The following is a 26306-nucleotide window of genomic DNA, read 5'->3' on the forward strand; positions in this document are numbered from 1 at the left end:
GCCCGACGGGCATCGATCTCACCCGGTCGTTCCGTACAGGCCCCCCATAGCTTCCACCGCCGGTGCGGTACCCCCGCCGCGAGCCGCCGGTGTCCGCATGTTGGAACGGGTTATCCCGGTTCCCGAGAACCGCTCCATCATGTAACCTGCACGAAATTTTGCGATCACGCGAGGGCCAACGTCGTCCCTCGGCACTTGCACATGCCACATGACGACGACGGGAGAGCCGATGCGTACGCCGCGCCAGCCGTCCCAGCATTCCGCGAATGGCCAGAACTGGTCCTTCATGGATGCTCGCCCTGCTGCGCAGGGTATGTACGACCCCCGCAACGAGCACGACGCCTGTGGCGTCGGCTTCGTCGCCACCCTTACCGGCGAGGCGTCCCACACCCTGGTCGATCAGGCCCTGACCGTCCTGCGCAACCTCGAACACCGCGGTGCCACCGGCTCCGAGCCCGACTCCGGCGACGGCGCCGGCATCCTGTCGCAGGTCCCGGACGCCTTCTTCCGTGACGTGGCCGGATTCGAGCTGCCCGAGGCCGGCGCCTACGCGGTCGGCACCGCCTTCCTGCCGGAGGACTCCGCCACCGACGCCGTCTCGCGGATCGAGACGATCGCGGCCGACGAGGGCCTGACCGTCCTCGGCTGGCGCGAGGTCCCGGTCGCTCCCGAGCTGCTCGGTGCCACCGCCCGGTCGACCATGCCGGTCTTCCGCCAGATCTTCGTCAGCGACGGGGTGTCCCAGGGCGTCGCCCTGGACCGCAGGGTGTTCGCACTGCGCAAGCGCGCCGAGCGTGAGGCCGGCGTCTACTTCCCGTCGCTGTCCGCGCGGACGATCGTCTACAAGGGCATGCTGACCACCGGCCAGCTCGAGCCCTTCTTCCCGGACCTGTCCGACCGCCGTTTCGCCTCCGCGATCGCGCTCGTGCACTCCCGGTTCTCCACCAACACCTTCCCGAGCTGGCCGCTGGCCCACCCCTACCGCTTCGTCGCCCACAACGGCGAGATCAACACGGTCAAGGGCAACCGGAACTGGATGGCGGCCCGCGAGTCCCAGCTCGTCTCCGACCTGTTCGGCGACCAGGAGAAGATCGACCGTATCTTCCCGATCTGCACGCCGGACGCCTCCGACTCCGCCTCCTTCGACGAGGTGCTCGAACTCCTGCACCTGGGCGGCCGTTCCCTGCCGCACTCCGTGCTGATGATGATCCCGGAGGCGTGGGAGAACCACGACTCCATGGACCCCAGCCGGCGCGCCTTCTACCAGTTCCACTCCAACCTGATGGAGCCCTGGGACGGCCCGGCCTGCGTCACCTTCACCGACGGCACCCAGGTCGGCGCCGTCCTCGACCGCAACGGCCTGCGCCCCGGGCGCTACTGGGTCACCGACGACGGCCTCGTCGTCCTCGGCTCCGAGGTCGGCGTCCTGGACATCGACCCGGCCAAGGTCGTCCGCAAGGGCCGCCTGCAGCCCGGCCGCATGTTCCTCGTCGACACCGCCGAGCACCGCATCATCGAGGACGACGAGATCAAGGCCCAGCTCGCCGCCGAGCAGCCGTACGCGGAGTGGCTGGAGGCCGGCGAGATCGAGCTCTCCGACCTGCCCGAGCGCGAGCACATCGTCCACACCCACGCCTCGGTCACCCGCCGCCAGCAGACCTTCGGTTACACCGAGGAGGAGCTGCGCGTCCTCCTCGCGCCGATGGCCAAGGCCGGTGCCGAGCCCATCGGCTCGATGGGCACCGACTCGCCGATCGCCGCGCTGTCGGACCGCCCGCGCCTGCTCTTCGACTACTTCACCCAGCTGTTCGCGCAGGTCACCAACCCGCCGCTGGACGCCATCCGCGAGGAACTCGTCACCTCGCTGCGCTCTTCGCTGGGCCCGCAGGGCAACCTGCTCGACCCGAGCGCGGCCTCCTGCCGCAGCGTCGTGCTGCCCTTCCCGGTCATCGACAACGACGAGCTGGCCAAGCTCATCCACATCAACGCCGACGGCGACATGCCCGGCTTCAAGGCCGCGACCCTGTCCGGCCTATACCGGGTGCACGGCGGCGGTGACGCGCTGGCCGCGCGGATCGACGAGATCTGCGCCGAGGCCGACGCCGCGATCGAGAACGGCGCCCGGCTGATCGTCCTGTCGGACCGCCACTCGGACGCCGAGCACGCGCCGATCCCCTCGCTGCTGCTCACCGCGGCCGTCCACCACCACCTCATCCGCACCAAGCAGCGCACCCAGGTGGGCCTGCTGGTCGAGGCCGGTGACGTCCGCGAGGTCCACCACGTCGCCCTGCTCATCGGCTACGGCGCCGCCGCCGTCAACCCGTACCTGGCGATGGAGTCCGTCGAGGACCTGGTCCGCGCCGGCACCTTCCTGCCCGGCATCGAGTCCGAGAAGGCCATCCGCAACCTCATCTACGCCCTCGGCAAGGGCGTGCTGAAGGTCATGTCGAAGATGGGCATCTCGACCGTCGCCTCCTACCGCGGCGCCCAGGTCTTCGAGGCCGTCGGCCTCGACGAGACCTTCGTCGAGAAGTACTTCAACGGCACGGCCACCAAGATCGGCGGCGTCGGCCTCGACGTCATCGCCAAGGAGGTCGCCGCCCGGCACGCCAAGGCCTACCCGGCCTCCGGCATCGCCCCGGCGCACCGCGCGCTCGACATAGGCGGCGAGTACCAGTGGCGCCGCGAGGGCGAGCCGCACCTGTTCGACCCGGAGACGGTCTTCCGCCTCCAGCACTCCACGCGCTCCGGCCGCTATGACATCTTCAAGAAGTACACCGAGCGCGTGAACGAGCAGTCCGAGCGGCTGATGACGCTCCGCGGGCTCTTCGGCTTCAAGTCCGACCGGCAGCCCATTCCGATCGACGAGGTCGAGCCGGTCTCCGAGATCGTCAAGCGGTTCTCCACGGGCGCCATGTCGTACGGCTCCATCTCGCAGGAGGCGCACGAGACGCTCGCCATCGCCATGAACCAGCTGGGCGGCAAGTCCAACACCGGTGAGGGCGGCGAGGACCCGGAGCGCCTGTACGACCCGGCGCGCCGGTCGTCCATCAAGCAGGTCGCCTCCGGCCGCTTCGGTGTGACCTCCGAGTACCTGGTCAACTCCGACGACATCCAGATCAAGATGGCCCAGGGTGCCAAGCCCGGCGAGGGCGGCCAGCTGCCCGGCCACAAGGTCTACCCGTGGGTCGCCAAGACGCGGCACTCGACGCCGGGCGTCGGCCTCATCTCGCCGCCCCCGCACCACGACATCTACTCCATCGAGGACCTGGCCCAGCTGATCCACGACCTGAAGAACGCGAACCCGCAGGCGCGGATTCACGTCAAGCTGGTCTCCGAGGTCGGTGTCGGCACGGTCGCCGCGGGTGTCTCCAAGGCCCACGCGGACGTCGTCCTCATCTCCGGCCACGACGGCGGCACGGGCGCCTCCCCGCTGACCTCGCTGAAGCACGCGGGCGGTCCCTGGGAGCTCGGCCTCGCCGAGACCCAGCAGACGCTGCTCCTCAACGGCCTGCGCGACCGCATCGTCGTGCAGACCGACGGCCAGCTGAAGACCGGCCGCGACGTGGTCATCGCCGCGCTGCTCGGCGCCGAGGAGTTCGGTTTCGCGACCGCGCCGCTCGTCGTCTCCGGCTGCGTCATGATGCGCGTCTGCCACCTGGACACCTGCCCGGTCGGCATCGCCACGCAGAACCCGGTGCTGCGCGAGCGGTACACCGGCAAGGCCGAGTACGTCGTGAACTTCTTCCAGTACATCGCCCAGGAGGTCCGCGAGATCCTCGCCGAGCTGGGCTTCCGCTCCATCGAGGAGGCCGTCGGCCACGCCGAGACCCTCGACGTCACGCGGGCCGTCGACCACTGGAAGGCGCAGGGCCTGGACCTGGCACCGCTGTTCCACGTGCCCGAGCTGCCCGAGGGCGCGGTCCGCCACCAGCTGATCGCCCAGGACCACGGCCTGGAGAAGGCGCTCGACAACCAGCTGATCAAGCTGGCCGCGGACGCCCTGTCCGCCTCGGACGCCACCGAGGCCCAGCCGGTCCGCGCGCAGGTGCAGATCCGCAACATCAACCGCACGGTCGGCACCATGCTCGGCCACGAGGTGACGAAGAAGTTCGGCGGCGCGGGCCTGCCCGACGACACCATCGACATCACCTTCACCGGCTCCGCCGGCCAGTCCTTCGGCGCGTTCGTGCCACGCGGTGTCACGCTGCGCCTGGAGGGCGACGCCAACGACTACGTCGGCAAGGGTCTGTCCGGCGGCCGGATCGTCGTCCGTCCGGACCGCGCGGCCGACCACCTCGCCGAGTACAGCGTCATCGCCGGCAACACCATCGGCTACGGTGCCACCGGCGGCGAGATGTTCCTGCGCGGCAAGGTCGGCGAGCGGTTCTGCGTCCGCAACTCCGGTGCGACGGTCGTCTCCGAGGGCGTGGGCGACCACGGCTGCGAGTACATGACCGGCGGTCACGCGGTGGTGCTCGGCGAGACGGGCCGCAACTTCGCGGCCGGTATGTCCGGCGGTATCGCGTACGTCATCGACCTGGACCCCGACAACGTCAACGTCGGCAACCTGGACGCGGTCCAGGCGCTGGACGACACCGACAGGCAGTGGCTGCACGACGTGGTCCGCCGCCACCAGGAGGAGACGGGCTCCACCGTCGCCGAGAAGCTCCTGGCCGAGTGGGACACCGCCGTCGAGCGCTTCAGCAAGATCATCCCCAGCACGTACAAGGCAGTGCTCGCCGCCAAGGACGCCGCCGAGCGAGCCGGTCTCTCCGAGACCGAGACCCACGAGAAGATGATGGAGGCGGCGATCAATGGCTGACCCGAAGGGCTTCCTGAACCACGGGCGCGAGGTCGCCAAGTCCCGCCCCGTCGAGGAGCGTGTCAGGGACTGGAACGAGGTCTACGTCCCCGGCTCCCTGCTGCCGATCATCAGCAAGCAGGCCAGCCGGTGCATGGACTGCGGCATCCCGTTCTGCCACAACGGCTGCCCGCTCGGGAACCTGATCCCCGAGTGGAACGACTACGCCTACCGCGAGGACTGGGCCGCCGCCTCGGAGCGCCTGCACGCGACGAACAACTTCCCGGAGTTCACGGGCCGTCTGTGCCCCGCTCCCTGTGAGTCGGCGTGTGTGCTCGGCATCAACCAGCCGCCGGTCACCATCAAGAACGTCGAGGTCTCGATCATCGACAAGGCGTGGGAGACCGGGGACGTCGCCCCGCAGATCCCCGAGCGCCTGTCCGGCAAGACCGTTGCCGTCGTCGGCTCGGGCCCGGCCGGTCTGGCCGCCGCCCAGCAGCTGACCCGCGCCGGTCACACCGTCGCCGTCTACGAGCGCGCGGACCGCATCGGAGGCCTCCTCCGGTACGGCATCCCCGAGTTCAAGATGGAGAAGCGGCACATCAACCGCCGTATCGAGCAGATGCGCGCGGAGGGCACCCGCTTCCGCACGGGCATCGAGATCGGCCGCGACCTGAAGGCCACGGACCTGAAGAAGCGCTACGACGCGGTCGTCCTGGCCGTCGGCGCCACCACGGCCCGTGACCTGTCGGTGCCCGGCCGCGAGCTCAAGGGCATCTACCAGGCCATGGAGTACCTGCCGCTGGCCAACAAGGTGCAGGAGGGCGACTTCGTGGCGCCCCCCATCTCGGCCGAGGGCAAGCACGTCGTGGTCATCGGCGGCGGCGACACCGGCGCGGACTGCGTCGGCACCGCCCACCGCCAGGGCGCGGCCTCCGTCACGCAGCTGGAGATCATGCCCCGCCCGAACGACGAGCGGCATCCGGTCAACCAGCCCTGGCCGACCTTCCCGATGCTCTACAAGGTCACCTCGGCCCACGAGGAGGGCGGCGAGCGCGTCTACTCGGTCTCGACGACCCACTTCGAGGGCGACGAGGACGGCAACGTGCAGTGGCTGCACCTCACCGAGGTGGAGTTCATCGACGGCAGGCTGTCCCCGAAGCCGGGCACGGAGCGCAAGATCCCCGCCCAGCTGGTCACGCTCGCCATGGGCTTCACCGGCACCGACCGGGAGAACGGCCTGGTCGAGCAGTTCGGCCTGGAGCTCGACGAGCGCGGCAACATCGCCCGCGACGAGGACTACCAGACCAACGTGCCGGGCGTGTTCGTCGCCGGTGACGCGGGCCGGGGCCAGTCGCTCATCGTGTGGGCGATCGCCGAGGGCCGCTCGGCGGCGCGCGGGGTGGACCGCCACCTCACGGGCGCCAGCGAGCTGCACGCGCCGATCCGCCCGACGGACCGTGCGCTGATGGTCTGAGAGCCCGGTGACGAACTGACCTGACGGTCACGCACAGACAACCCGTACAAAGGCGTACGGGCGGGATATCTGGGGGGGGCTCCCCTCCCAGACCCCCCGAGACGGCGCCTGCCCCTTGTCCCCGACCGGACGAACGGGCAGGCGCCGCCGTATTCCCCTGCCGGTCACGACACCCTGTACGGGTCCTGGTCACGGCACCTTGTACGTGTCCCCGTAGACGGCCCACTCCAGCGGCGTCTCGAGACGCAGGTTGCCCTCGTTCAGGAAGCGGCGCTGGGCGGTGTCGATGCGGCTGGTGTCCGTGCGCTCGGCGGCCATGGCGGTGCGCCGGATGTCGAGGAAGGCGTCCAGGTACGCCTTCTCACCACCGCCCTCGGCCGGTATGTCCGCCACGTGCAGCGCGCGTTCGCGCAGGCCGTAGAAGCCCTCGGGGCCGGCGTCGGGGCCGTGGAAGATCAGAGCGTCGTAGTAGACGAACTGGCCGAGCGTGCCCAGGCCGTCCAGTTTGGCGAGGCGGACCGCCGGGTCGAAGGAGAAACGGTCACGGTGCTCGTCCTGGGCCCTGCGGAAGGCCGGGAGCTTCGCCTCCGCCTTCCAGGCCGCGGTGAAGCCGGGGTCCAGGCCCTCGTGGGAGTCCGTGCCGTCGACCTCGCGCAGGGCAGGCAGATAGCGGGCCAGGCCGTTGTCCGGGTGGGTTTCGGTGTAGCGCTCGACCAGGGCGAGCAGGTCGTGGGTGCCGGTGCAGAAGCCGGCGATCCCAGCGGTGTAGCCCCGCCCGTCCTCCAGGTCCTCGATGGAGCCGTACAGGGCGCGCCAGTTCAGCGTCGACTGGTGGGCGCTCGCCACGATCTGCTGCGCCAGTTCCTTCTTCTCCGGGGCGGCCAGGCCCGCGGGCAGCCCGGCGATCACCTTGTCGTCCTCCGCCCGCTCCACCTCGGCCCGGTGCTTGGCCTCTTCCCGGGCCGCCTGGGCGGCAGACACGGAGGGTTTCGCCGTGGGCTCGGCGGAGTCCGCGGGTGCGAGGAGGTAGGCCAACGCCGTGGCGGCCACGGGAACGGCGACGAAGAACGCCACACCGGCACGCTTCACTGGGATCACCCTGCCTGTCAGCTCCGTGACTTACCCCGCCGTCCCGGCCGCCTGGAGCACCAGCGGCCCGGCGCACGCTCCCCGCCCGCACCGGCGCCCGGCGCCGGTCCAGGGGCGCGTAAGCGTACGCCAGCGTCCGAGCGCGTCCATCGGCGGGTCGCCACGGCATACTTTCGGCATCCACGTCCGGTGATCCAGGGGGACACGTATGGCCGCGATCAGTCTGAGCAAGGTGGAGGAGTCCGCCCCCGCGCTGGTGAACCTCTACAAGAGCGCCGGGGTGTCGCTCCGCAAGCACGGCCTCGACGGCCTGCGTGCCGCGGTCTACCTGGTGGTCGACTACTCCGGCTCGATGAAGCCGTACTACAAGGACGGCAGCGTGCAGGCGCTCGCCGACCGGGTGCTCGGGCTGTCGGCGCACCTCGACGACGACGGCACCGTGCCGGTGGTGTTCTTCTCCACCGACGTCGACGCCGAGACCGAGATCGCGCTGGCCGGCCACCAGGGGCGGATCGACCGGATCGTCGCCGGGCTCGGACACATGGGGAAGACCAGCTACCACCTGGCCATGGACGCCGTCCTCGACCACTACCTCGACAGCGGGGCCACCGAGCCGGCCCTCGTGGTCTTCCAGACCGACGGCGGGCCCATCAACAAGCTCGCCGCGGAGCGGTACCTGTGCAAGGCGGCGCGGCTGCCGCTGTTCTGGCAGTTCATCGGCTTCGGCGACCCGGGCAGCAAGCAGTTCGACTTCCTGCGCAGGCTCGACGAGCTGCCCGTGCCGGGCAAACGGATCGTCGACAACGCCGGGTTCTTCCACGCGGGCGAGGACCCCCGGAGGATCTCGGACGCCGAGCTGTACGACCGGCTGGTGGCCGAGTTCCCGCAGTGGCTCGCGGCCGCCAGGGCCCAGGGGATCGTGCGGGGTCCTGACACGCCCTAGCTCCCCTGGCCCAACCGACCCGCCTCTTGGCCCAAACGCCGATACGCCCCATTTGCGTGGCCGCGCTGCCGTGCCACGCTGGGAAGGATCCGACGGGGAGGCGACGACGTATGGGCGACGACGGCGCACGACGGGTGTACGGGACGGCTTCCGCTCGCCGGACGCCTCCGGCCGGCAAGGGCGAGAAGCTCGCCGACTGGGCGGACGGGCGGCTCGGGCTCTACGGGCTGGCCAAGGCCAACATGCGCAAGGTCTTCCCGGACCACTGGTCCTTCATGCTGGGCGAGGTCACCCTCTACAGCTTCGTCGTCCTGATCCTCACCGGCGTCTACCTCACCCTGTTCTTCGAACCGAGCATGCAGGAGGTCGTCTACCAGGGGTCCTACACGGAGCTCAACGGCGTGCTCATGTCCAGGGCGTTCGAGTCCACGCTGGACATCAGCTTCGACGTGCGCGGCGGGCTGCTGATCCGGCAGATCCACCACTGGGCCGCCCTGGTGTTCATCACGGGCATGTTGGTGCACATGATGCGGGTGTTCTTCACCGGAGCCTTCCGCAAGCCCCGCGAGCTCAACTGGGTCTTCGGCTGGACCCTGCTGATGCTCGGCATCATCACCGGCCTCACCGGCTACTCGCTCCCCGACGACCTGCTGTCCGGCACCGGCATCCGCTTCGCTCAGGGCGCGATCCTGTCGGTCCCGATCGTCGGGACGTACCTGTCGTTCTTCCTCTTCGGCGGGGAATTCCCGGGCGAGGACATCATCTCGCGGCTGTATCCCGTCCACATCCTGCTGCTGCCCGGGATCATGCTGGGCCTGGTGACCGCCCATCTGATCCTGGTCTTCTACCACAAGCACACCCAGTTCCCGGGTCCCGGACGCCAGGAGCGGTCGGTCGTCGGGATGCCCTTCCTGCCGGTCTACATGGCCAAGGCGGGCGGCTTCTTCTTCCTCGTCTTCGGTGTCCTCACCATCATGGGCGCCATCGCCCAGATCAACCCCGTGTGGGCCTTCGGCCCCTACCGCCCCGACCTCGTCACCACCGGCGCCCAGCCCGACTGGTACCTCGGGTTCTCGGAGGGGCTGATCCGGGTGATGCCGGGATGGGAGATCAACCTGTGGGGCCACACGCTGGTGCTCGGCGTGTTCATCCCCTTCTCGCTCTTCCCGCTGATCCTGCTCGCCCTCGGCCTCTATCCCTTCATCGAGGCGTGGATCACCGGAGACCGGCGCGAGCACCACATCCTGGACCGGCCGCGCAACGCGCCCGTGCGCACCGGCCTGGGCGTGGCCTGGCTGACGCTGTACGGGGTGCTGCTGATCGGCGGCGGCAACGACATCGTGGCCACGCATCTGCATCTGTCCATCAACGTGATCACCTGGTTCGTGCGGATCGGTGTCTTCGTGCTGCCGGTCGTCGCCTTCATCGTCACGAAGAAGATCTGTATGGGCCTGCAGCGACGCGACCGCGCCAAGGTGCTGCACGGCAGGGAGACCGGCACCATCAAGCGGCTGCCGAACGGCGAGTACATCGAGGTGCACGAGCCCCTCTCGCAGGCGGAGCTGTTCACCCTCACCCAGCACGAACAGCATCCGCCCTACGAGATGGGGCCCCTGGTCGACGCGGGGGGCGTCCGTCGCAAGGTCAAGCGGTCCGAGCGGCTGCGGGCCCGGCTCGCCAAGGCGATGTTCGGGCCGGACGCGCGGATCGAGAAGCCGACGGTGGAGGAGTACCGGCAGATCACCAGCGGCGATCACCAGCCGCACTGACGACCAGGGCCCGGCACGTGTGGGGATCGCCCCAGGCGGTGCGCAGGGCCCGGGCCTTGGTCAGCCACAGCGACAGGTCGCACTCCGCCGTGTAGCCGATCGCGCCGTGCAGTTGCAGCGCCGTGCGGGCGGTGCCGTACGCCGCCTCGCACGCGGCTGCCTTGGCGGCGGCGACCTCGGCCGGCCGCATGGTCAGGGCGGCTCCGAAGACCAGCGGGCGTGCGAAGTCCAGGGCGATCTTCGCGTCGGCCAGCCGGTGTTTGACCGCCTGGAACGAGCCGACGGGGACGCCGAACTGGGTGCGTTGCCTGACGTGTCCGACGGTTGTGTCGAGGAGTGCGAGGCCGACGCCGAGGGCTTGAGCGGCCGTGGTGAGACGGGCCCAGGTGAGGGCCTGTCCGGTGGGGGCGTCGAGGAGTTCGCCGCCGGGGGCGAGGGGGGTGAGGCGACGGGCGGGGTCGAGGGAGGGGCGGACGGGGCCGTGACCGGGGGAGAGGCGGATGCCGTCGGGGGAGAGGGCGAGGCGGAGGGAGGCGGCATCGCCGTCCAGGGCGAACGCCCCCTCGGGCGCCACCGTCGCGATCGTCCCGCCCGAGGCCAGCGCCGGGAGCAGCCGCTCGGCCGTGCCCGGGTCCGCATCGCCGAGGAGCACCGCCGCCGTGACCGTCTCGACCAGAGGCCCCGGCACCGCGTGGCGGCCCAGCTCGACGAAGGCGAGGGCCAGTTCCACCGGACGCGGTCCCAGGCCGCCTTTGTAGGCCTCCGGAACCGCCAGCGCGAACACGCCCGCCTCCGCGACACGGGACCACAGCTCCCGCCCGCTCGCATGGTCGCCCCGGCTCCAGTCCCGCACCACCGCCGGTGTGTCCGCCGCCGTCAGCAGGGCGTCCAGGGAGGCGACGAAGGCGCGCTGCTCGGCGTCCAGGAGGAAACGCATCAGCGGCGTCCCTTCGGCAGTCCGAGCAGGCGCTCGGCGATGATGTCGCGCTGGATCTCGTTCGTGCCCGCGTAGACGGGACCGGCCAGGGAGAAGACGTAGCGCTCGGCCCAGTCCGTGTCGGCGAGCTCGCCCTCCTCGCCCAGGAGGTCGAGGGCCGTCTCGTGCAGCGCGATGTCGTACTCCGACCAGAAGACCTTGTTCATGCTGGACTCGGGGCCGATCGACGCGCCGTCCAGGAAGCGGGAGGCGGCGGCGTAGGTGAACAGCTGGTAGGCGCGGGCGCCGATCAACGCGTCGGCCACGCGGTCCCGGGTGCTCTCCGGGCTGCCGTGTGCCCGCCAGAGCCGGTGGAGCCGGTCGGCGGCGGCGAGGAAGCGGCCGGGGGAGCGCAGCATCAGACCGCGCTCGTTGCCCGCCGTCGACATCGCGATCCGCCAGCCCTGGCCGGGCTCGCCGATCACGCCCTCGTCGGGCACGAACACCTCGTCCAGGAACAGCTCCGCGAAGGCCGGCTTCCCGTCGAGGCGGGCGATGGGGCGGACGGTCACGCCGGGGGCGCGCAGGCCGAACATCAGGTACGTAAGGCCCTGGTGGGGTTTCGGCGCGTCCGGGTCGCTGCGGAACAGGCCGAAGGCGCGGTCGGCGAAGGCGGCCCGGGACGACCAGGTCTTCTGTCCCGTCAGCAGCCAGCCGCCGTCGGTGCGCACGGCCTTCGAGCGCAGGGACGCCAGGTCCGAGCCCGCCTCCGGCTCCGACCAGGCCTGGGCCCAGACCACCTCGGCGGTGGCCATGGAGGGCAGCACCCGGGCTCGCTGCTCGGGCGTGCCGTGATCGAAGAGCGTCGGGGCGAGCAGATGGATGCCGTTCTGCCCGACTCTGCCGGGCGCCCCCGCCGCGTAGTACTCCTCCTCGAACAGCAGCCACTGGACCAGTGTGGCGCCCCGGCCGCCGTACTTCCTCGGCCAGTTCACCACCGACCAGCCGTCCGCGGCCAGCTCCGCCTCCCAGGCGCGGTGAGCGGCGAAGCCGTCCCCGGTCTCCAGGGAGGGGAGCGGCTCGGACGGCACGTGAGCGCGCAGCCAGGCGCGGGCCTCGGCGCGGAACGCCTCGTCGGCGGGGGAGAGGGTGAGATCCACGACCGGCGTCCTCCTTCCCTCACCGACGGGCTTCCCTAACAAGTGTTTGGTAGGTTAGCGTGCTGCCATGACAAACGTCGAGGCGCCGACGAGGGTTCCCGGACACGGGCTGCTCGACGGGCGCACGGCCGTCATCACCGCGGCGGCGGGCGCGGGGATCGGCGGGGCGACCGCCCGCCGTTTCCTGGAGGAAGGCGCGCGCGTACTGATCAGCGACGCGCACCCGCGGCGGCTGAAGGAGCACGAGGCGGAGCTGGCCCGGGAGTTCGAGGGCGCGGTGGCGTCCGCCGTGTGCGATGTCACCGACGAGGCGCAGGTGCGGGCGCTGTTCGACACCGTCGTCCAGGAGCACGGCCGGCTCGACGTCGTCGTCAACAACGCGGGCCTCGGCGGGACCGCGCCGCTCGTCGACATGACCGACGAGCAGTGGTCGAAGGTCCTCGACGTGACCTTGAACGGCACCTTCAGGTGCACCCGGGCCGCCCTGCGCCGGATGCGGGACACCGGCGGCGTGATCGTCAACAACGCCTCCGTCGTCGGCTGGCGCGCCCAGGCCGGACAGGCGCACTACGCGGCCGCGAAAGCGGGCGTGATGGCGCTGACCCGGTGCGCCGCCATGGAGGCCGCCGCGTACGGGGTGCGGGTCAACGCGGTCTCGCCGAGCCTCGCTCTGCATCCCCACCTCGCGAAGGTGACGAGCCCCGGCCTGCTGGAGGAACTGACGGCCCGCGAGGCCTTCGGGCGCTGCGCCGAGCCCTGGGAGGTGGCCAACGTGATCGTGTTCCTGGCGTCGGAGTACTCCTCGTACATGACGGGCGAGGTCGTCTCCGTCAGCAGCCAGCATCCCTAGGACAATGGACAGCGTGCCGACCAAGAAGAAGCCCCAGGTGACCGCCGCGACAGCCGAGCCCCCCGCCGCCCCGGACCGCCGCAGCGAACTCCTCGGCACCGCCGCCGAGGTCTTCGCCGAGCAGGGCTACAACGCCACCACCGTCCGCAAGATCGCGGACCACGCGGGAATGCTCGCGGGCAGCCTCTACTACCACTTCGACTCCAAGGAGTCGATGCTGGAGGAGATCCTGCGCACCTTCCTCGACGAGCTCTGGGACGGCTACGACACCGTCCTGGGCGCCGGACTCGAGCCCCGCGAGACGCTCGAGGCCCTGGTCACCGAGTCGTTCCGGGAGATCGACCGGCATCGCGCGGCCGTCGCGATCTACCAGAAGGAGAGCAAGCAGCTCGTGGCGCAGGAGCGGTTCGGGTTCCTCGCCGAGTCGCAGCGCAGATTCGAGAAGGCGTGGCTGTCCACCCTGGAGCGCGGCGTCGCCGAGCGGGCCTTCCGGGCCGACCTCGACGTCCGGCTCACCTACCGGTTCGTGCGCGACACGGTGTGGGTGGCCGCGTCCTGGTACCGGCCGGGCGGCCAGCACAGCCCGGACGAGATCGCCCGGCAGTACCTGTCGATGGTGCTGGACGGGATCGCCGTACGCGAATAGCCCTTACCTCTGAGGGAGTTGCCATGGCCGAGGCCTACATCGTCGAAGCGGTCCGCACGCCCGTCGGGCGGCGCGGGGGAGGGCTGAGCGCGGTCCATCCGGCCGACCTCGGCGCGCATGCGCTGAAAGAGCTGATGACCCGCTCGGGCGTCGACCCGGCCGCCGTGGAGGACGTCGTCCTCGGCTGTCTGGACGCAGTGGGGCCGCAGGCCGGGGACATCGCGCGGACCTGCTGGCTGGCGGCCGGACTGCCCGAGGAGGTGCCGGGCGTGACCGTCGACCGGCAGTGCGGTTCCTCCCAGCAGGCCGTGCACTTCGCGGCGCAGGCCGTGCTGTCCGGTACCCAGGACCTGGTGGTCGCAGGCGGGGTGCAGAACATGTCGATGATCCCCATCGCCTTCGCCACCCGGCAGGCCGCCGAGCCGCTCGGGCTGACCCAGGGGCCGTTCGCGGGCAGTGCGGGCTGGCGGGCGCGGTACGGGGACAAGCCCGTCAACCAGTTCGCGGGCGCCGAGATGATCGCCGTGAAGTGGGGGATCAGCAGGCAGGACCAGGAGGAGTTCGCCCTGCGGTCCCACCAACGGGCGGTGCGGGCCATCGACGAGGGCCGCTTCGCCCGCGAGACCGTGCCCTACGGGGACGTCACCGCCGACGAGGGCCCGCGCCGGGACACCTCCCTGGAGAAGATGGCCGGGCTCAAGCCGGTCATCGACGGCGGCACCATCACCGCCGCCTGCTCCTCGCAGGTCTCCGACGGGGCGGCGGCGATGCTGCTGGCCTCCGAGCGGGCCGTGCGCGACCACGGGCTCACCCCCCGCGCGCGCGTGCACCACCTCTCGGTGCGCGGCGAGGACCCGATCCGCATGCTCACCGCCCCGATCCCGGCCACCGCCCACGCCCTGAAGAAGACCGGCATGACCATCGACGACATCGACCTCGTCGAGATCAACGAGGCCTTCGCCCCGGTCGTCCTGGCCTGGCTGCAGGAGACCGGCGCGGACCCGGAGAAGGTCAACATCAACGGCGGTGCCATCGCGCTGGGCCATCCGCTCGGCGCGACCGGCGTGAAGCTGATGACGACCCTGCTGCACGAACTGGAGCGCACCGGCGGCCGGTTCGGCCTGCAGACCATGTGCGAGGGCGGCGGACAGGCCAATGTGACGATCATCGAGAGGCTGTGAGACGCCTGCGGGCGTCCTCGGCCTCCTTCATGATCCGCTCCACCAGCTCCGCGCACGACGGCAGGTCGTCGATGACCCCGGCGACCTGCCCGGACGCCATCACGCCCAGATCCGTACGGCCGTCCACCATGGACGCCTTGAGCAGCATCGGCGTGTTCGCCGCGAGCAGGACCTGGCTCCAGGTCAGGTCCTTGCCGTGCCGGAGGGCGAGGCCGTCGCGGACCATGCGACGCCAGGTGAGGCCGGAGAGCCTACGGAAGCGGGACGCCCGGCGCGTCGCGTGGAACAGCGCCTTCACCCGGCCCGAGTGCTCCAGCGCGTCCACCAGGTCCGTGCGCAGCATGCGGTGCGGGAGCCCGTCCACCGCCCTGGTGACCGTCACGTCCCGCACCGTCGCCGCCAGATAGCGCGCCTTCACCGCCTCCGGCACCGTCGAGTCCGAGGTGAGCAGGAACCGCGTGCCCATGGCGACGCCCGCCGCCCCGTAGGCCAGCGCCGCGACCAGTCCCCGACCGTCGAAGAACCCGCCCGCCGCCACGACCGGTAGGTCCACGGCGTCGACGACCTGCGGCAGCAGCACCGTCGTGGCCACCTCGCCGGTGTGCCCGCCGCCCTCCGCGCCCTGCACGAGCACCGCGTCCGCGCCCCACGCGGCGACCTTCTCGGCGTGCCGCCGCGCCCCCACCGTCGGCATGACGACCACACCGGCCTCCTTGAGCTCGCCGATCAGCTCCCGGGAGGGGGCCAGGGCGAAGGAGGCGACCCGGACGCCCTCCTCGATCAGGATCCGCACCCGCTCCCCGGCGTCCGCCGCGTCGGCGCGCAGGTTCACCCCGAACGGCGCGTCGGTACGGGCCCGGACCTCCCGGACGGCCGCGCGCAACCGGTCGAGCGTCATCGTCGCGGAGGCCAGGATGCCCAGAGCGCCCGCGTTCGCCGTGGCGGAGACCAGACGCGGCCCCGCCACCCAGCCCATCCCGGTCTGCACGAGCGGATGGCGGACACCGGTCAGCCGCGTCAGCGCCGTCTCCATCACGCGGCGACCTCCCTCGTACGCCTGCCGGCCGGGTCGACGACCTCGCGGATCAGCCGGAGCTCCTCGGCGGTCGGCTCGCGGGTCGGCGGCACCTCGCCGGGGACGGACAGCTCGAAGCCCGTCGCCTCCCTGACCTGCTCCACCGTGACACCCGGGTGCAGCGAGGCCAGCCGCATCGAACGGTCGGGGGTGGCGAAGTCGAAGACACCCAGGTCGGAGACGACCCTCGGGATGCGGTGATGAGGGGCCCCGGCCGCGTGGTCGTACCCGACTCCGCAGACCATGTCGACCCGCTCGACGAAGACCCGCCGGGAGTGCCGCGGGATCCAGTAACTGGTCGGATGGTTGAGGGTGTTGACGGGTGCGCCGCGCACCCCGAGCAGCTGCCGCCGCGGCCGCTCCCAGTCGCCGATGCACGAGATGTTCTGGTTGCCGAACCGGTCGATCTGGCTCGCGCCCATCATCACGTGCCGCCGGCCGCCCATGGCCAGGGCCAGATGCTGCCGGTACGGCAGCCAGCCCTCCGTCGTCCCGTCCGGGCGGACCAGCAGCGCCTCACCGTCGGTCAGCAGCAGGTCCGGCGCGAAGGTGAGCCGGGCGAGCCGGGCAGCCGCGGACGGGATCAGCCCCATGGGGCTCGCGAGCACCTCACCTGCGCCCCGCCAGGCCTCGGCACACGCGATCACGCAGTACTCCGCGCGGGTCACACCCGTCATGTCGCCTCCCTGACGGCCGACCGGTACGCCTGCTCGTCCCCGGCGAGGAAGCGGGCCGCGAACTGAGGCCAGGGCGTCGTCGCGTACGTCTTCTGGAACGCCTCGTCCCGGTCGTAGTCGGGCGCGCAGGACGTGAAGTGCGCTCCGTTCGGCGCCTCCACGACGCCTGTCACCGTGTGCCGCTTGACCAGCAGGGTCTGCGCCGGTGCCGCCTTCGTCAGTTCGGCCGTGTCGACGATCCGTTCGCAGCTGACGTACGCCGTGTCCGCCGCCTCGCAGAACAGGTCGTCGAAGTACGGGTCCGGGCCCAGGTACTGTCCGTTGCCCAGCCGGTCGGCGCGGTTCACGTGCACCAGGGCCGCGTCGAGGCGCAGGGCGGGCATCGCCACGAACGTCTCCCCGTCCCCGTAGGGCGAAGTGACCGTCCGCAGACCGGGGTTGACCCGCATCACGTCCGAGCCGAGGCCGGCCCGCACGGGCAGGAACGGCAGCCGGTGCGCCGCCGCGCGCAGGCCCCACAGGAACATGGCCTCGTCGATCTCCGTCAGCGCGAAGGCGCCGCGCTCCCGGGCCGCGCGGTAGTGCGGCTCCAGGGGGATCGAATCGAGGGTGACGAAGGCCGTGACCAGCTTCCGGATCCGCCCGGCGGCGGCCAGCATGCCGACGTCCGGGCCGCCGTACGAGACGACCGTGAGCTCGGTGATCTCCGACCTGAGCAGTGCTCTCACCAGAGCCATCGGCTTGCGGCGGGAGCCCCAGCCGCCGATGCCCAGGGTCATGCCGCTGGACAGTCGGGACACGGCCTCGTCGGCCGTCATCGTCTTGTCGCTCACCTAAGCGCCCTCCTTCCCGGAACCACCGGAAGTCCCGAAGCCGGCGCGCACCCGGTCGGCTACCCCGCTCAGGCCCGCCTCGAAGGTGAAGCCCTGCTCGAAGCGGTAGCTGCGGCGCACGTCGACCGGATCGATGCCGTTGATGGCGGCCTTGGCCAGGCGCAGCAGCCGCCCGTCCTTCGCGGCGATCTCGCGGGCGAGGGTGAGTGCGGCGGCTCGCAGTTCCCCGCGCGGCACGACCTGCCACACCGAGCCGTGCGCGTGCAACTCGGCCGCCGTCGCCGTGCGCGAGGTGTAGTACAGGGCGCGCATCAGATGCTGCGGGACCAGCCGGGCCAGATGGGTGGCCGCGCCCAGTGCGCCCCGGTCCAGCTCGGGCAGCCCGAAGACGGCGTCCTCGCTCGCCACGATCACGTCCGCGTTGCCCACCAGCCCGATACCGCCGCCCAGGCAGAAACCGTGCACCGCCGCCACGACCGGCACCGCACAGTCGTACACCGCGGCGAAGGCCTCCGCGCAGGCGTGGTTGGCCCCGATCAGCGCACTGTTCCCGTCCTTCTGTATCTCCTTGATGTCCACGCCCGCGTTGAACCCCCGCCCCTCGGCCGTCAGCACCACGCACCGCACCTGCGGGTCGCGCCCGGCCGCGCGGACCGCGTCGGCCAGGACGAACCAGCCGGCCACCGGCAGGGCGTTCACCGGCGGGAAGTCGACCGTGACGACGGCTATGCCCTTTTCCCCGCACGAGGTGGAGACACCCATGGCCGCATCAGCTACCTTTCCACCAAACGTTTGTTAGGTGGAAGGTAGCAGCGAATGGAGCTGGACGGGAAGGTCGCCGTCGTCACGGGCGGGACCCGGGGCGTCGGTGCCGGCATCGCGCGTGCCTTCGTACGGGCCGGCGCCGAGGTCGTGGTCTGCGCCCGCCGCCCGCCGGAGGTCCCGGTGCCCGGGACGGAATTCAGGCCGCTGGACGTCCGGGACGCCGAGGCCGTCCGGCGCCTGTGCGGCGAGCTGCCCCGACTGGACGTACTCGTCAACAACGCGGGCGGCAGCCCCCACCGCCCGCTCACCCACGCCGACGCCGCCCGGCACGCGCGCGTGGTGGAGCTCAACCTCGTGGCTCCGCTGACCGTGTCCCTCGCCGCGTACGAGCACCTGCGGCGGACCAGGGGCTCGATCGTCATGATCGGCAGCGTCAGCGGAAGCCGCCCCTCCCCGGGCACCGCCGCCTACGGCGCCGCCAAGGCGGGCCTGGAGAGCCTTGCCCGCTCGATGGCCGTGGAGTGGGCGCCCGACATCCGGGTCAACACCCTCGTCGTCGGCATGGTCCGCACCGAACTGTCCCACCTCCACTACGGCGACCGGGACGGCGTCGCCGCCGTCGCCCGCACCGTCCCGCTCGGCCGTCTCGCCGAGCCGTCCGACGTCGGCCGGGCCGCGGTCTTCCTCGCCTCGGACGCCGCCGCCTACATCAGCGGGGCGAGTCTGCTCGTCCACGGGGGCGGGGAGCGCCCCGCGTTCCTGGACGCCTCGACCGTCGACAAGGAGACCTGGCATGAGGAGACCTGACATGACAGGAGAGTTCGGATGAGCGGAATCTGCGACGGCCGGGTCGTCGTCGTCACCGGCGCGGGCCGGGGTCTCGGCCGCGCCCACGCCCTCGCGTTCGCCGCCGAGGGCGCGCGGCTCGTCATCAACGACCTCGGCGTCGGCCTCGACGGCACACCCGGAGCAGACGGGACGCCCGGAGCAGACGGGACGCCAGGCCCGGGCCCGGGCAGCCCGGCCGCCCGCGTCGCCGAGGAGATCCGCGCGGCGGGCGGTGAGGCGGTGCCGCACGGCGGCGACATCGCCACGACCGAGGGCGCCGCCTCCCTCGTCCGGACGGCCCTGGAGACGTACGGCCGGCTCGACACGCTCGTCAACAACGCGGGCTTCCTGCGCGACCGGATGCTGGTCAACCTCGACGAGGACGACTTCGACGCCGTCGTACGCGTCCACCTCAAGGGTCACTTCCTCCCCCTGCGGCACGCCGCCGCGCACTGGCGGTCCGAGGCCAAGGCGGGCCGCCCGCCCGGGGCGCGGATCGTCAACACCAGCAGCGGAGCCGGGCTGCTGGGCTCGGTCGGACAGGGCAACTACAGCGCCGCCAAGGCCGGGATCGTCGCGCTGACCCTGGTCGCGGCGGCCGAACTGCGCCGCTACGGCGTCCAGGTCAACGCGATCGCCCCCGCCGCCCGGACCCGTATGACGGAGCGGACCTTCGCCGAAACGATGGCGGCGCCCGGCTCGGGCTTCGACGTGATGGCCCCGGAGAACGTCTCGCCTCTGGTCGTCTGGCTCGGCTCGGACGCGAGCGTCGGGGTCACGGGCCGGGTCTTCGAGACCGAGGGCGGCCGGATCACGGTGATGGAGGGCTGGCGCCCGGGCCCGAGCGCGGACAAGGGGGGACGGTGGGATCCGGCGGAGGCGGGGGAGGCGGCCCGGAAACTCCTGGCGGAGGCGGGGGAGCCGGGGCGCGTGTACGGGGCGTAGGAAGACCGGCGAGCGATCCCTCTCCCCACCCCGCGCGCACACCTACGTATCGCACTCCAACACGCTCCGGCACAACGCACACCGCGCCCGAACGCGCCCCCGCACCGGCACCCGGATCCGCTGATGACAGGTCGGACAGGGAAACGACACGCGCAGCCGCCCGCCCCCGTCCGGCGTGAACGAGTACCGCACTCCCGGCTGCGGCGGCCCGGCCTGCGCATGCCGCCGGTCGTGCGCGTACCGCCGTCGCCCCGCCCACCCCGCCGCGGTCAACGGCGGCTGCTGCTCATCGCGTCGGGCCAGCTCCCGCCCCTTCCCGTACGCCGTGTACGCCTGCGGACTGGTGAACCACACCGACGGATCCTCCCCGAAGAGCAGCGCGCGCTTGGCCAGCACGTACCCGAACTCCTCCGGCGTGAGATACCCCAGCTTCTGGGACGACGCCCGGTCCTCCCGGTACGCGTCCAGCAGCAGCCAGCCCGCGCCCAGATACGTCGTCGCCGTGTCCGTCAGGATCTCGTTGTCCCGGACGCCGGGAAACGACAGGTCGAGGCGGTGCAGGTACACATGCATCACCTCGTGCGCCAGCGCCGCCCCGATGTCCCGCCGATGCGTACGGAACCGGTCGTTCAGCTCCACGAAGTACTCCGGCCCGGCCGCCAGCTCGACATTCGCCGCGTGCCGCATCTCCCGGAAGCTCACGACCAGCCGGGCGTCCGGCAGCCGGTAGTGCCCCACCAGCTCGTGCGCCACCCGCTGCGCCCCCAGATACAGGTCGTCGGTGTCGCAGAACGCCACGTCGGCGGGGAGCACACTCGTCGCGAACGTCTGGATCGTGTCGTACGACAGTCGCTTGTACAGCGCCGTGATGGCGGCCCGCACCGTCTCCAGATGCGGGTAGCCGTGCTCGACCGGCCCGTCGTTCGCCACGCGTCACCCCCAAGACGCCCCTGAACCCGATTCCACTGTACGGAAGTGTGACGGCCACGGGGCCGCCCCGCCGCCGCGAAAACCGGTCGTCGCCGCCCCGGGCCGCTGGCAGAATCCGGGCCGTGACCGGTGAACAGCACTCCGTCGCCGCCTCCCTCAAGGTGGGCGGCCAGGACGACGCACTCGAGAAGCGGCTCGACGAGGAGCTGACCGCCTTCAACACCGCCGCCGCCGACGGCGTCACGACCGAGCCGCTCTCCGTGCGCGTCACCGACGAGGCCGGCGACCTGATCGGCGGGCTCACCGCCTGGACCTGGGGCAGCCTGTGCTCGGTGGATCTGCTCTGGGTGCGCGCGGACCAGCGGCACGCCGGCTGGGGCGGCCGGCTGATGCGCGCCGCCGAGGAAGAGGCCGTCCGGCGCGGCTGCACGGACATGGTCGTCTCCACGTACAGCTTCCAGGCGCCCGGTTTCTACCCGCGGCTCGGTTTCCGGGAACGGGCGCGCATCGAGGGCGTGCCCGGCGGACACGAGGACGTCTGCTTCCACAAGCGGCTGGGCGGTGCCTCCCCCAGCGGCTGAGCGGCGCCGAGTCACCGATTCGTGAGACGGCCCGCGGCCGCCGGGTTTGCGCCCCTTAAGCTGACCAGCCATGACCACCAGCAACACCGGTAGCGGTGACGTCGACCCTGCCGTCGTCACGGAACTCGCCCGCCTGCGCGACAGCATCGACAACATCGACGCGGCCGTTGTCCACATGCTCGCCGAGCGCTTCAAGTGCACCCAGCAGGTCGGCCACCTCAAGGCCCGGCACCAGCTGCCGCCCGCCGACCCGGCCCGCGAAGCCCGCCAGATCGCCCGGCTGCGCTCGCTCGCCGAGAACGCCAAACTGGACCCGGCCTTCGCCGAGAAGTTCCTGAACTTCATCGTCGCGGAAGTCATCCGCCACCACGAGCGCATCGCGGACGAGGCGCTCAACGGATCGGCCCCCGGCCGGGACTGACCTCTCACGACCACCCCCCGGAGGGAGTGACACGGCGCCCCGCGCGGGGCATGCTGCGCTGTGCACAGCATGTCAGCCGACCAGTACTGCGCGTCAGTGTCCCGGACTTACTCTGGATCCTCCACGAGGGAGGGGCGTCGGGCCATGCCGTCGGATACCAGGATCCTCATCGTCGACGATCATGAGGACACGCTGTACGCGCTGGAGAGCGCCCTGGCCCCGCTGGGCTACCGGCTCGGCCGGGCCACCAGCGGCGACGAGGCGCTCAAGGAGGTGCTGCGCGGCCAGGTGGGCCTGCTCCTGCTGGACGTGCGCATGCCCGGCGTCAGCGGACTGGAGGTGGTGCGCTACATGCGACGCGTGGAACAGACCCAGCACATCCCGGTCATCCTGCTCACCGGCTTCGGCCCCGACCAGGAACTGACCACCGCCGCCTTCCGCCTCGGCGTCGCCGACCTCGTCATGAAACCCGTCGACCCCTGGGCCCTGCGCACCAAGGTCCGCTACCTCTACGACGCCCATCAGCACCACCAGGCGTTGGAACAGGAGGTGCGCCGGCTGCGCGTCCAGATCCGGGAGCACACCGAGACCGGCGCACGCCCCGAGCGGCCCGCCCTGGCGCACACCGAGACCGGCGCACGCCCCGAGCGGCCCGCCCTGGCGCACACCGAGACCGGCGCACGCCCCGAGCGGCCCGCCCTGCCCCACCCCGACGTGCGCGTGCCGCCCCAGCGGCCCTCGGGGGCGCACGCCGGGGAGCTCGAAAAAGACCGCACCTGAGACCGGACATCGGTCGCATACCGATCCGCCACTGTGCCATGCCGGTGCCATCAGGCAGCATGTCCTGCATGTCCGTACTGACGCGCGACGAAGCGCAGACCCGAGCAGGGCTCCTCGACGTCCACCGCTACACGATCGAACTCGACCTGACCACCGGGGACGAGACGTTCGACTCCCGCACTCTGATCAGGTTCGGCGCCCGCGCGGACGGCGACACCTTCGTCGAGGTCAAGCCCGCCGAGCTGCGCTCCGTCACCCTCGACGGACAGCCCCTGGACCCGGAAAGCCTCGACGGCAACCGGCTGCCCCTGAAGAACCTCACCGCCGGCGAACACGAACTGCGCGTGCACGCGCGCATGCGCTACTCCCGCACCGGCGAGGGCATGCACCGCTTCACCGACCCCACCGACGGCGAGACCTACGTCTACACCCAGCTGTTCCTGGACGACGTCCAGCGCGTCTTCGCCGCCTTCGACCAGCCCGACCTCAAGGCCGTCTTCGAGCTGTCGGTGCGGGCCCCGCAGGACTGGACCGTCCTCGCCAACGGCCTCACCGAGCACACCGGAGACGGCCTCTGGCAGGCCGCCGCCACGCCGCTGATCTCCACCTACCTCGTCGCCGTCGCCGCAGGCCCCTGGCACTCCGTGCGCACCGAGCACCGCGGCCTGCCCTTCGGCCTGCACTGCCGCCGCTCACTGGCCCCCTACCTGGACACCGACGCCGACGAGCTCCTCGACGTCACGCGCGCCTGCTTCGACCGCTACCACGAGAAGTTCGACGAACCGTACCCCTTCGACTCCTACGACCAGGCCTTCGTCCCCGAGTTCAACGCGGGCGCCATGGAGAACCCCGGACTGGTCACCTTCCGCGACGAGTTCGTCTACCGCTCCGCCGTCACCGACACCGAGCGGCAGACCCGCGCCATGGTCATCGCCCACGAGATGGCCCACATGTGGTTCGGCGACCTCGTCACCCTCAAGTGGTGGGACGACATCTGGCTGAACGAGTCCTTCGCCGAGTACATGGGCTACCAGACCCTCACCGAGGCCACCCGCTTCACCGACACGTGGACCGACTTCGGCGTCAACCGCAAGGCCTGGGGCTACGACGCCGACCAGCGCCCCTCCACCCACCCCGTCGCCCCCGAAGCCGTCGACGACACCGCCTCCGCACTGCTCAACTTCGACGGAATCTCCTACGCCAAGGGCGCCAGCGCACTGCGGCAGCTGGTCACCTGGCTCGGCGAGAAGGACTTCCTGGCCGGCATCAACACCCACTTCGCCCGCCACAAGTTCGGCAACGCCACCCTCGCCGACTTCATCGACTCCCTCGCCGGCGCCACCGAACGCGACGTCCACGCCTGGGCCGACGCCTGGCTGCGCACCACCGGCGTCGACACCCTCACCCCGAGCATCACCCCCGGCGAGAACGGCACCTGCTCCCTCACCGTCGACCGCACCGGCAGCCGCCCGCACCGCATCGCCGCCGGTCTGTACGACCGGGACCTCGGCGACGACGGCAGGCAGCTCGTCCTGCGGACACGCCTCCACATGGACCTCCCGCAGACCGAAGCCCACCCCATCGGCAAGCGCCCCGCGCTGCTCCTCCTCAACGACGGCGACCTCAGCTACGCCAAGGTCCGCTTCGACCCCGAGTCCTTCGAGACCGTCCGCAAGGACCTCGCAGGCCTGCCCGAACCGCTCACCCGCGCGGTCGTCTGGAACGCCCTGCGCGACGCCGTCCGCGACGGCGAACTGGCGCCCGCCGCCTACCTGGAGACCGCCCGCGCCCACCTCCCGCTGGAGAGCGACCTCGCGATCGTCCAGGGCGTGCTCGCCTTCGCGTCCACGTACATCACCGACCGCTACGTCACGCCCGAGGAGCGGCCCGCCGCGCTCGCCACGCTCTCCGAGCTGTGCCGCGACCTCATCCGCCGCACCGAGGACGGCGACAACCCCGGCCTGCGCCTGATCGCCGTACGCCACCGCATCGACGTCACCGCCCACCCGGACACCATCGCCGCCTGGCTCGCCGACGGCACCGTGCCCGGCGGCCCGGAGCTCGACCCTGAGCTGCGCTGGCGCGTCCTGGGCCGGCTCGCCGTCCTCGGCGCCACCGACGAGGCCGCCATCGCCGCCGAACTGGAACGCGACCCGAGCGCCACCGGCCTGGAAGGCGCCACCCGCTGCCGGGCCGCCCTGCCCGACCCGGACGCCAAGGCCCGCGCCTGGGAGTCCATGTTCGGCTCCGACGACCTGTCCAACTACCTGTTCACCGCCACCGCCCAGGGCTTCTGGCAGCCCGAACAGGCCGACCTGGTACGCGCGTACGTGCCGCGCTACTACACGGACGCGGTCGCCCTCGCCGACCGCCGCGGCCCCGCCATCGCCGAAGCCGCCGGCCGCTGGGCCTTCCCCGCCGACGTCGTCGACCCGGAGAACCTCCGCCTCGGCGAGGAATGCCTGCGTCAGGCCGAGCCGACCCCGGCGCTGCGCCGCAAGCTCGTCGACCAACTCGACGACCTGGCACGGGCGTTGCGGGTCCGCCAGGGCGAGGAGGCCTAGGACGACAGACGTAGGGCGCGAGCGGGCCGGCTGGTCCCTTTCGACGATGCGGCGGGCCGGCCGCCCTTCATAGCCTCGGGCGGACAAGCACGATCACGCCCCGAGGAGCCCTTCATGATCGCAGTGACCGGTCCCACCGGAAACGTCGGCCGCGCCCTGGTCGACCGCCTCGTCGCCGCCGGACGGCCCGTGCGGGCGCTCACCCGCGACCCGCAACGGGCCCGCCTGCCCGCGGGCGCCGAGGCGATACGGCTCGACCTCGACGAACCGGCCCCCCAGTTCGAGGGCGCGACCAAGCTGTTCCTGTACGTCCAGGCGGGCGGCGACCGCACGGCCGGCCTCCTGGCGGCGGCCCGTGCCGCCGGAGTGCGCCACGTGGTCCTGCTGTCCTCCGGGATCATCGGCTCGGGCGCCGACGAGAACCACCCCATCCACGTCATGCACGCCACCGCCGAGCAGCAGGTCCGCGACAGCGGCCTGGAGTGGACCTTCCTGCGCCCCAACGCGTTCGCCGCCAACGCCTTCCAGTGGGCCCAGCAGATCCGCACCGGCGACACCGTCCGGGGCGTCTTCGCCGACGGACAGACCGCCCCCATCCACGAGGACGACATCGCCGCCGTCGCCGAACGCGCCCTCCTCGACGACGGCCACGAGGGCGCGGCCCACCGCCTCACCGGTCCCGAGGCCATCACCAACGCCGAGCAGGTCGCGGCGATCGGCCGGGCCCTCGGCCGCGACCTGCGCTTCACCGAGATCCCGCCGGACCAGGCGGGCCCCGAACTGTTCCCGCACGTCCCGCCGGGCATGCTGCAGGCCCTGATGGACTCCTTCGCCGCGACGGTCGGCACCCCGCCGGAGATCACCGGCACGGTAGGGGAGATCACCGGCCGGCCGGCCCGTCCCTTCGCGGCCTGGGCCGAGGACCACGTGGACGACTTCAAGGGCTGAGAGGGGCCGCACCCCTGCCACAGGCATTCCCGTAGGGAGGTACCTCCGTCCGGTTTTCCCGTACGGAGGTACCTCCATCCGGGTCCGGTCGTTGGGCTTTCCGGGCGCGTCGCCCCCGCCCCCC

General features: G+C 71.6%; 22 protein-coding genes. 14 read left to right on the top strand and 8 right to left on the bottom strand.

Annotated features, from left to right (window positions below):
• Positions 1-229 precede the first annotated feature (229 nt).
• Entirely contained in the window at positions 230-4825 is a 4596-nt protein-coding gene (gene gltB / locus ABZ192_RS04560; protein ID WP_356923317.1) for a glutamate synthase large subunit, read from the top strand.
• Positions 4818-6281: a glutamate synthase subunit beta gene (locus tag ABZ192_RS04565; RefSeq protein WP_356923056.1), complete on the top strand. Its 1464-nt coding sequence runs from the start codon at positions 4818-4820 to the stop codon at positions 6279-6281. Before gltB ends, ABZ192_RS04565 begins: the two co-directional genes overlap by 8 nt.
• Positions 6282-6470: 189 nt before the next feature.
• On the opposite strand, the gene ABZ192_RS04570 is transcribed toward ABZ192_RS04565, so the two are convergent.
• Positions 6471-7370, bottom strand: coding sequence for a chitosanase (locus ABZ192_RS04570; RefSeq protein WP_356923057.1), 900 nt, complete (start codon positions 7368-7370; stop codon positions 6471-6473).
• Positions 7371-7578: 208 nt separating this feature from the next.
• Here ABZ192_RS04570 and ABZ192_RS04575 point away from each other — a divergent pair, with 208 nt between their 5' ends.
• Both ABZ192_RS04575 and ABZ192_RS04580 read left to right on the top strand, forming a co-directional pair.
• A complete protein-coding gene (locus tag ABZ192_RS04575) occupies positions 7579-8313 on the top strand; it encodes a VWA domain-containing protein (protein ID WP_356923058.1) in 735 nt (244 codons plus the stop codon).
• 110 nt (positions 8314-8423) lie between these two features.
• Entirely contained in the window at positions 8424-10082 is a 1659-nt protein-coding gene (locus ABZ192_RS04580; RefSeq protein ID WP_356923059.1) for a cytochrome bc complex cytochrome b subunit, read from the top strand.
• Here ABZ192_RS04580 and ABZ192_RS04585 read toward each other — a convergent pair.
• Both ABZ192_RS04585 and ABZ192_RS04590 read right to left on the bottom strand, forming a co-directional pair.
• The gene (locus tag ABZ192_RS04585) at positions 10054-11019 is read right to left on the bottom strand and encodes an acyl-CoA dehydrogenase family protein (RefSeq protein ID WP_356923060.1); all 966 of its coding nucleotides are present in this window, start codon (positions 11017-11019) and stop codon (positions 10054-10056) included. The genes ABZ192_RS04580 and ABZ192_RS04585 overlap by 29 nt on opposite strands.
• Positions 11019-12158 carry an acyl-CoA dehydrogenase family protein gene (locus ABZ192_RS04590; protein WP_356923061.1) on the bottom strand — a complete coding sequence of 380 codons (1140 nt, stop codon included), beginning with the start codon at positions 12156-12158 and terminating at the stop codon, positions 11019-11021. The genes ABZ192_RS04585 and ABZ192_RS04590 overlap by 1 nt, the downstream gene beginning before the upstream one ends.
• 67 nt (positions 12159-12225) lie before the next feature.
• On the opposite strand from ABZ192_RS04590, the gene ABZ192_RS04595 reads away from it, so the two are divergent.
• The 3 genes from ABZ192_RS04595 to ABZ192_RS04605 are packed head-to-tail and all read left to right on the top strand — an operon-like array spanning position 12226 to position 14835.
• Positions 12226-13008, top strand: a complete 783-nt coding sequence (locus ABZ192_RS04595) for an SDR family oxidoreductase (RefSeq protein ID WP_356923062.1) — start codon at positions 12226-12228, stop codon at positions 13006-13008.
• Positions 13009-13021: 13 nt separating this feature from the next.
• On the top strand, positions 13022-13654 hold the full coding sequence (locus ABZ192_RS04600; RefSeq protein WP_356923063.1) for a TetR/AcrR family transcriptional regulator: 633 nt from the start codon (positions 13022-13024) through the stop codon (positions 13652-13654).
• A 23-nt stretch (positions 13655-13677) separates the two neighbouring features.
• Positions 13678-14835, top strand: coding sequence for an acetyl-CoA C-acetyltransferase (locus ABZ192_RS04605; protein ID WP_356923064.1), 1158 nt, complete (start codon positions 13678-13680; stop codon positions 14833-14835).
• On the opposite strand, the gene ABZ192_RS04610 is transcribed toward ABZ192_RS04605, so the two are convergent.
• Genes ABZ192_RS04610 through ABZ192_RS04625 form a run of 4 tightly spaced genes read right to left on the bottom strand, consistent with a single transcriptional unit; the run spans position 14819 to position 18182 of the window.
• On the bottom strand, positions 14819-15868 hold the full coding sequence (locus ABZ192_RS04610) for a nitronate monooxygenase (protein WP_356923318.1): 1050 nt from the start codon (positions 15866-15868) through the stop codon (positions 14819-14821). The two genes, ABZ192_RS04605 and ABZ192_RS04610, sit on opposite strands and share 17 nt — an antisense overlap.
• Positions 15868-16587: a CoA-transferase gene (locus ABZ192_RS04615; protein WP_356923065.1), complete on the bottom strand. Its 720-nt coding sequence runs from the start codon at positions 16585-16587 to the stop codon at positions 15868-15870. The genes ABZ192_RS04610 and ABZ192_RS04615 overlap by 1 nt, the downstream gene beginning before the upstream one ends.
• Complete coding sequence (locus ABZ192_RS04620) at positions 16584-17420, bottom strand: CoA-transferase (protein ID WP_356923066.1); 837 nt, start codon at positions 17418-17420, stop codon at positions 16584-16586. Before ABZ192_RS04620 ends, ABZ192_RS04615 begins: the two co-directional genes overlap by 4 nt.
• A complete protein-coding gene (locus tag ABZ192_RS04625) occupies positions 17421-18182 on the bottom strand; it encodes an enoyl-CoA hydratase family protein (RefSeq protein ID WP_356923067.1) in 762 nt (253 codons plus the stop codon). It abuts the gene before it with no gap.
• A gap of 54 nt (positions 18183-18236) precedes the next feature.
• Here ABZ192_RS04625 and ABZ192_RS04630 point away from each other — a divergent pair, with 54 nt between their 5' ends.
• A complete protein-coding gene (locus ABZ192_RS04630; RefSeq protein ID WP_356923068.1) occupies positions 18237-18992 on the top strand; it encodes an SDR family oxidoreductase in 756 nt (251 codons plus the stop codon).
• 18 nt (positions 18993-19010) lie between these two features.
• A complete protein-coding gene (locus tag ABZ192_RS04635) occupies positions 19011-19958 on the top strand; it encodes an SDR family oxidoreductase (RefSeq protein ID WP_356923069.1) in 948 nt (315 codons plus the stop codon).
• A gap of 42 nt (positions 19959-20000) precedes the next feature.
• On the opposite strand, the gene ABZ192_RS04640 is transcribed toward ABZ192_RS04635, so the two are convergent.
• Positions 20001-20888, bottom strand: a complete 888-nt coding sequence (locus tag ABZ192_RS04640) for a hypothetical protein (protein WP_356923070.1) — start codon at positions 20886-20888, stop codon at positions 20001-20003.
• 122 nt (positions 20889-21010) lie between these two features.
• Between ABZ192_RS04640 and ABZ192_RS04645 the strand changes: the two genes are divergently transcribed.
• The 5 genes from ABZ192_RS04645 to ABZ192_RS04665 all read left to right on the top strand — a co-directional run bounded on the left by ABZ192_RS04645 (position 21011) and on the right by ABZ192_RS04665 (position 26182).
• Positions 21011-21469 (top strand): GNAT family N-acetyltransferase, encoded by a 459-nt coding sequence (locus tag ABZ192_RS04645; RefSeq protein WP_356923071.1) that lies wholly within the window; start codon positions 21011-21013, stop codon positions 21467-21469.
• Between the two features lie 70 nt (positions 21470-21539).
• Entirely contained in the window at positions 21540-21890 is a 351-nt protein-coding gene (locus tag ABZ192_RS04650; RefSeq protein ID WP_356923072.1) for a chorismate mutase, read from the top strand.
• Between the two features lie 144 nt (positions 21891-22034).
• Complete coding sequence (locus ABZ192_RS04655; protein ID WP_356923073.1) at positions 22035-22670, top strand: response regulator; 636 nt, start codon at positions 22035-22037, stop codon at positions 22668-22670.
• 68 nt (positions 22671-22738) lie between these two features.
• Positions 22739-25234 (top strand): aminopeptidase N, encoded by a 2496-nt coding sequence (gene pepN / locus ABZ192_RS04660; RefSeq protein WP_356923074.1) that lies wholly within the window; start codon positions 22739-22741, stop codon positions 25232-25234.
• Between the two features lie 114 nt (positions 25235-25348).
• Positions 25349-26182 carry an NAD(P)H-binding protein gene (locus ABZ192_RS04665; RefSeq protein ID WP_356923075.1) on the top strand — a complete coding sequence of 278 codons (834 nt, stop codon included), beginning with the start codon at positions 25349-25351 and terminating at the stop codon, positions 26180-26182.
• Positions 26183-26306: the final 124 nt, after the last annotated feature.

This window comes from Streptomyces sp. NPDC006235 (assembly GCF_040613735.1).
Taxonomy (GTDB): domain Bacteria; phylum Actinomycetota; class Actinomycetes; order Streptomycetales; family Streptomycetaceae; genus Streptomyces.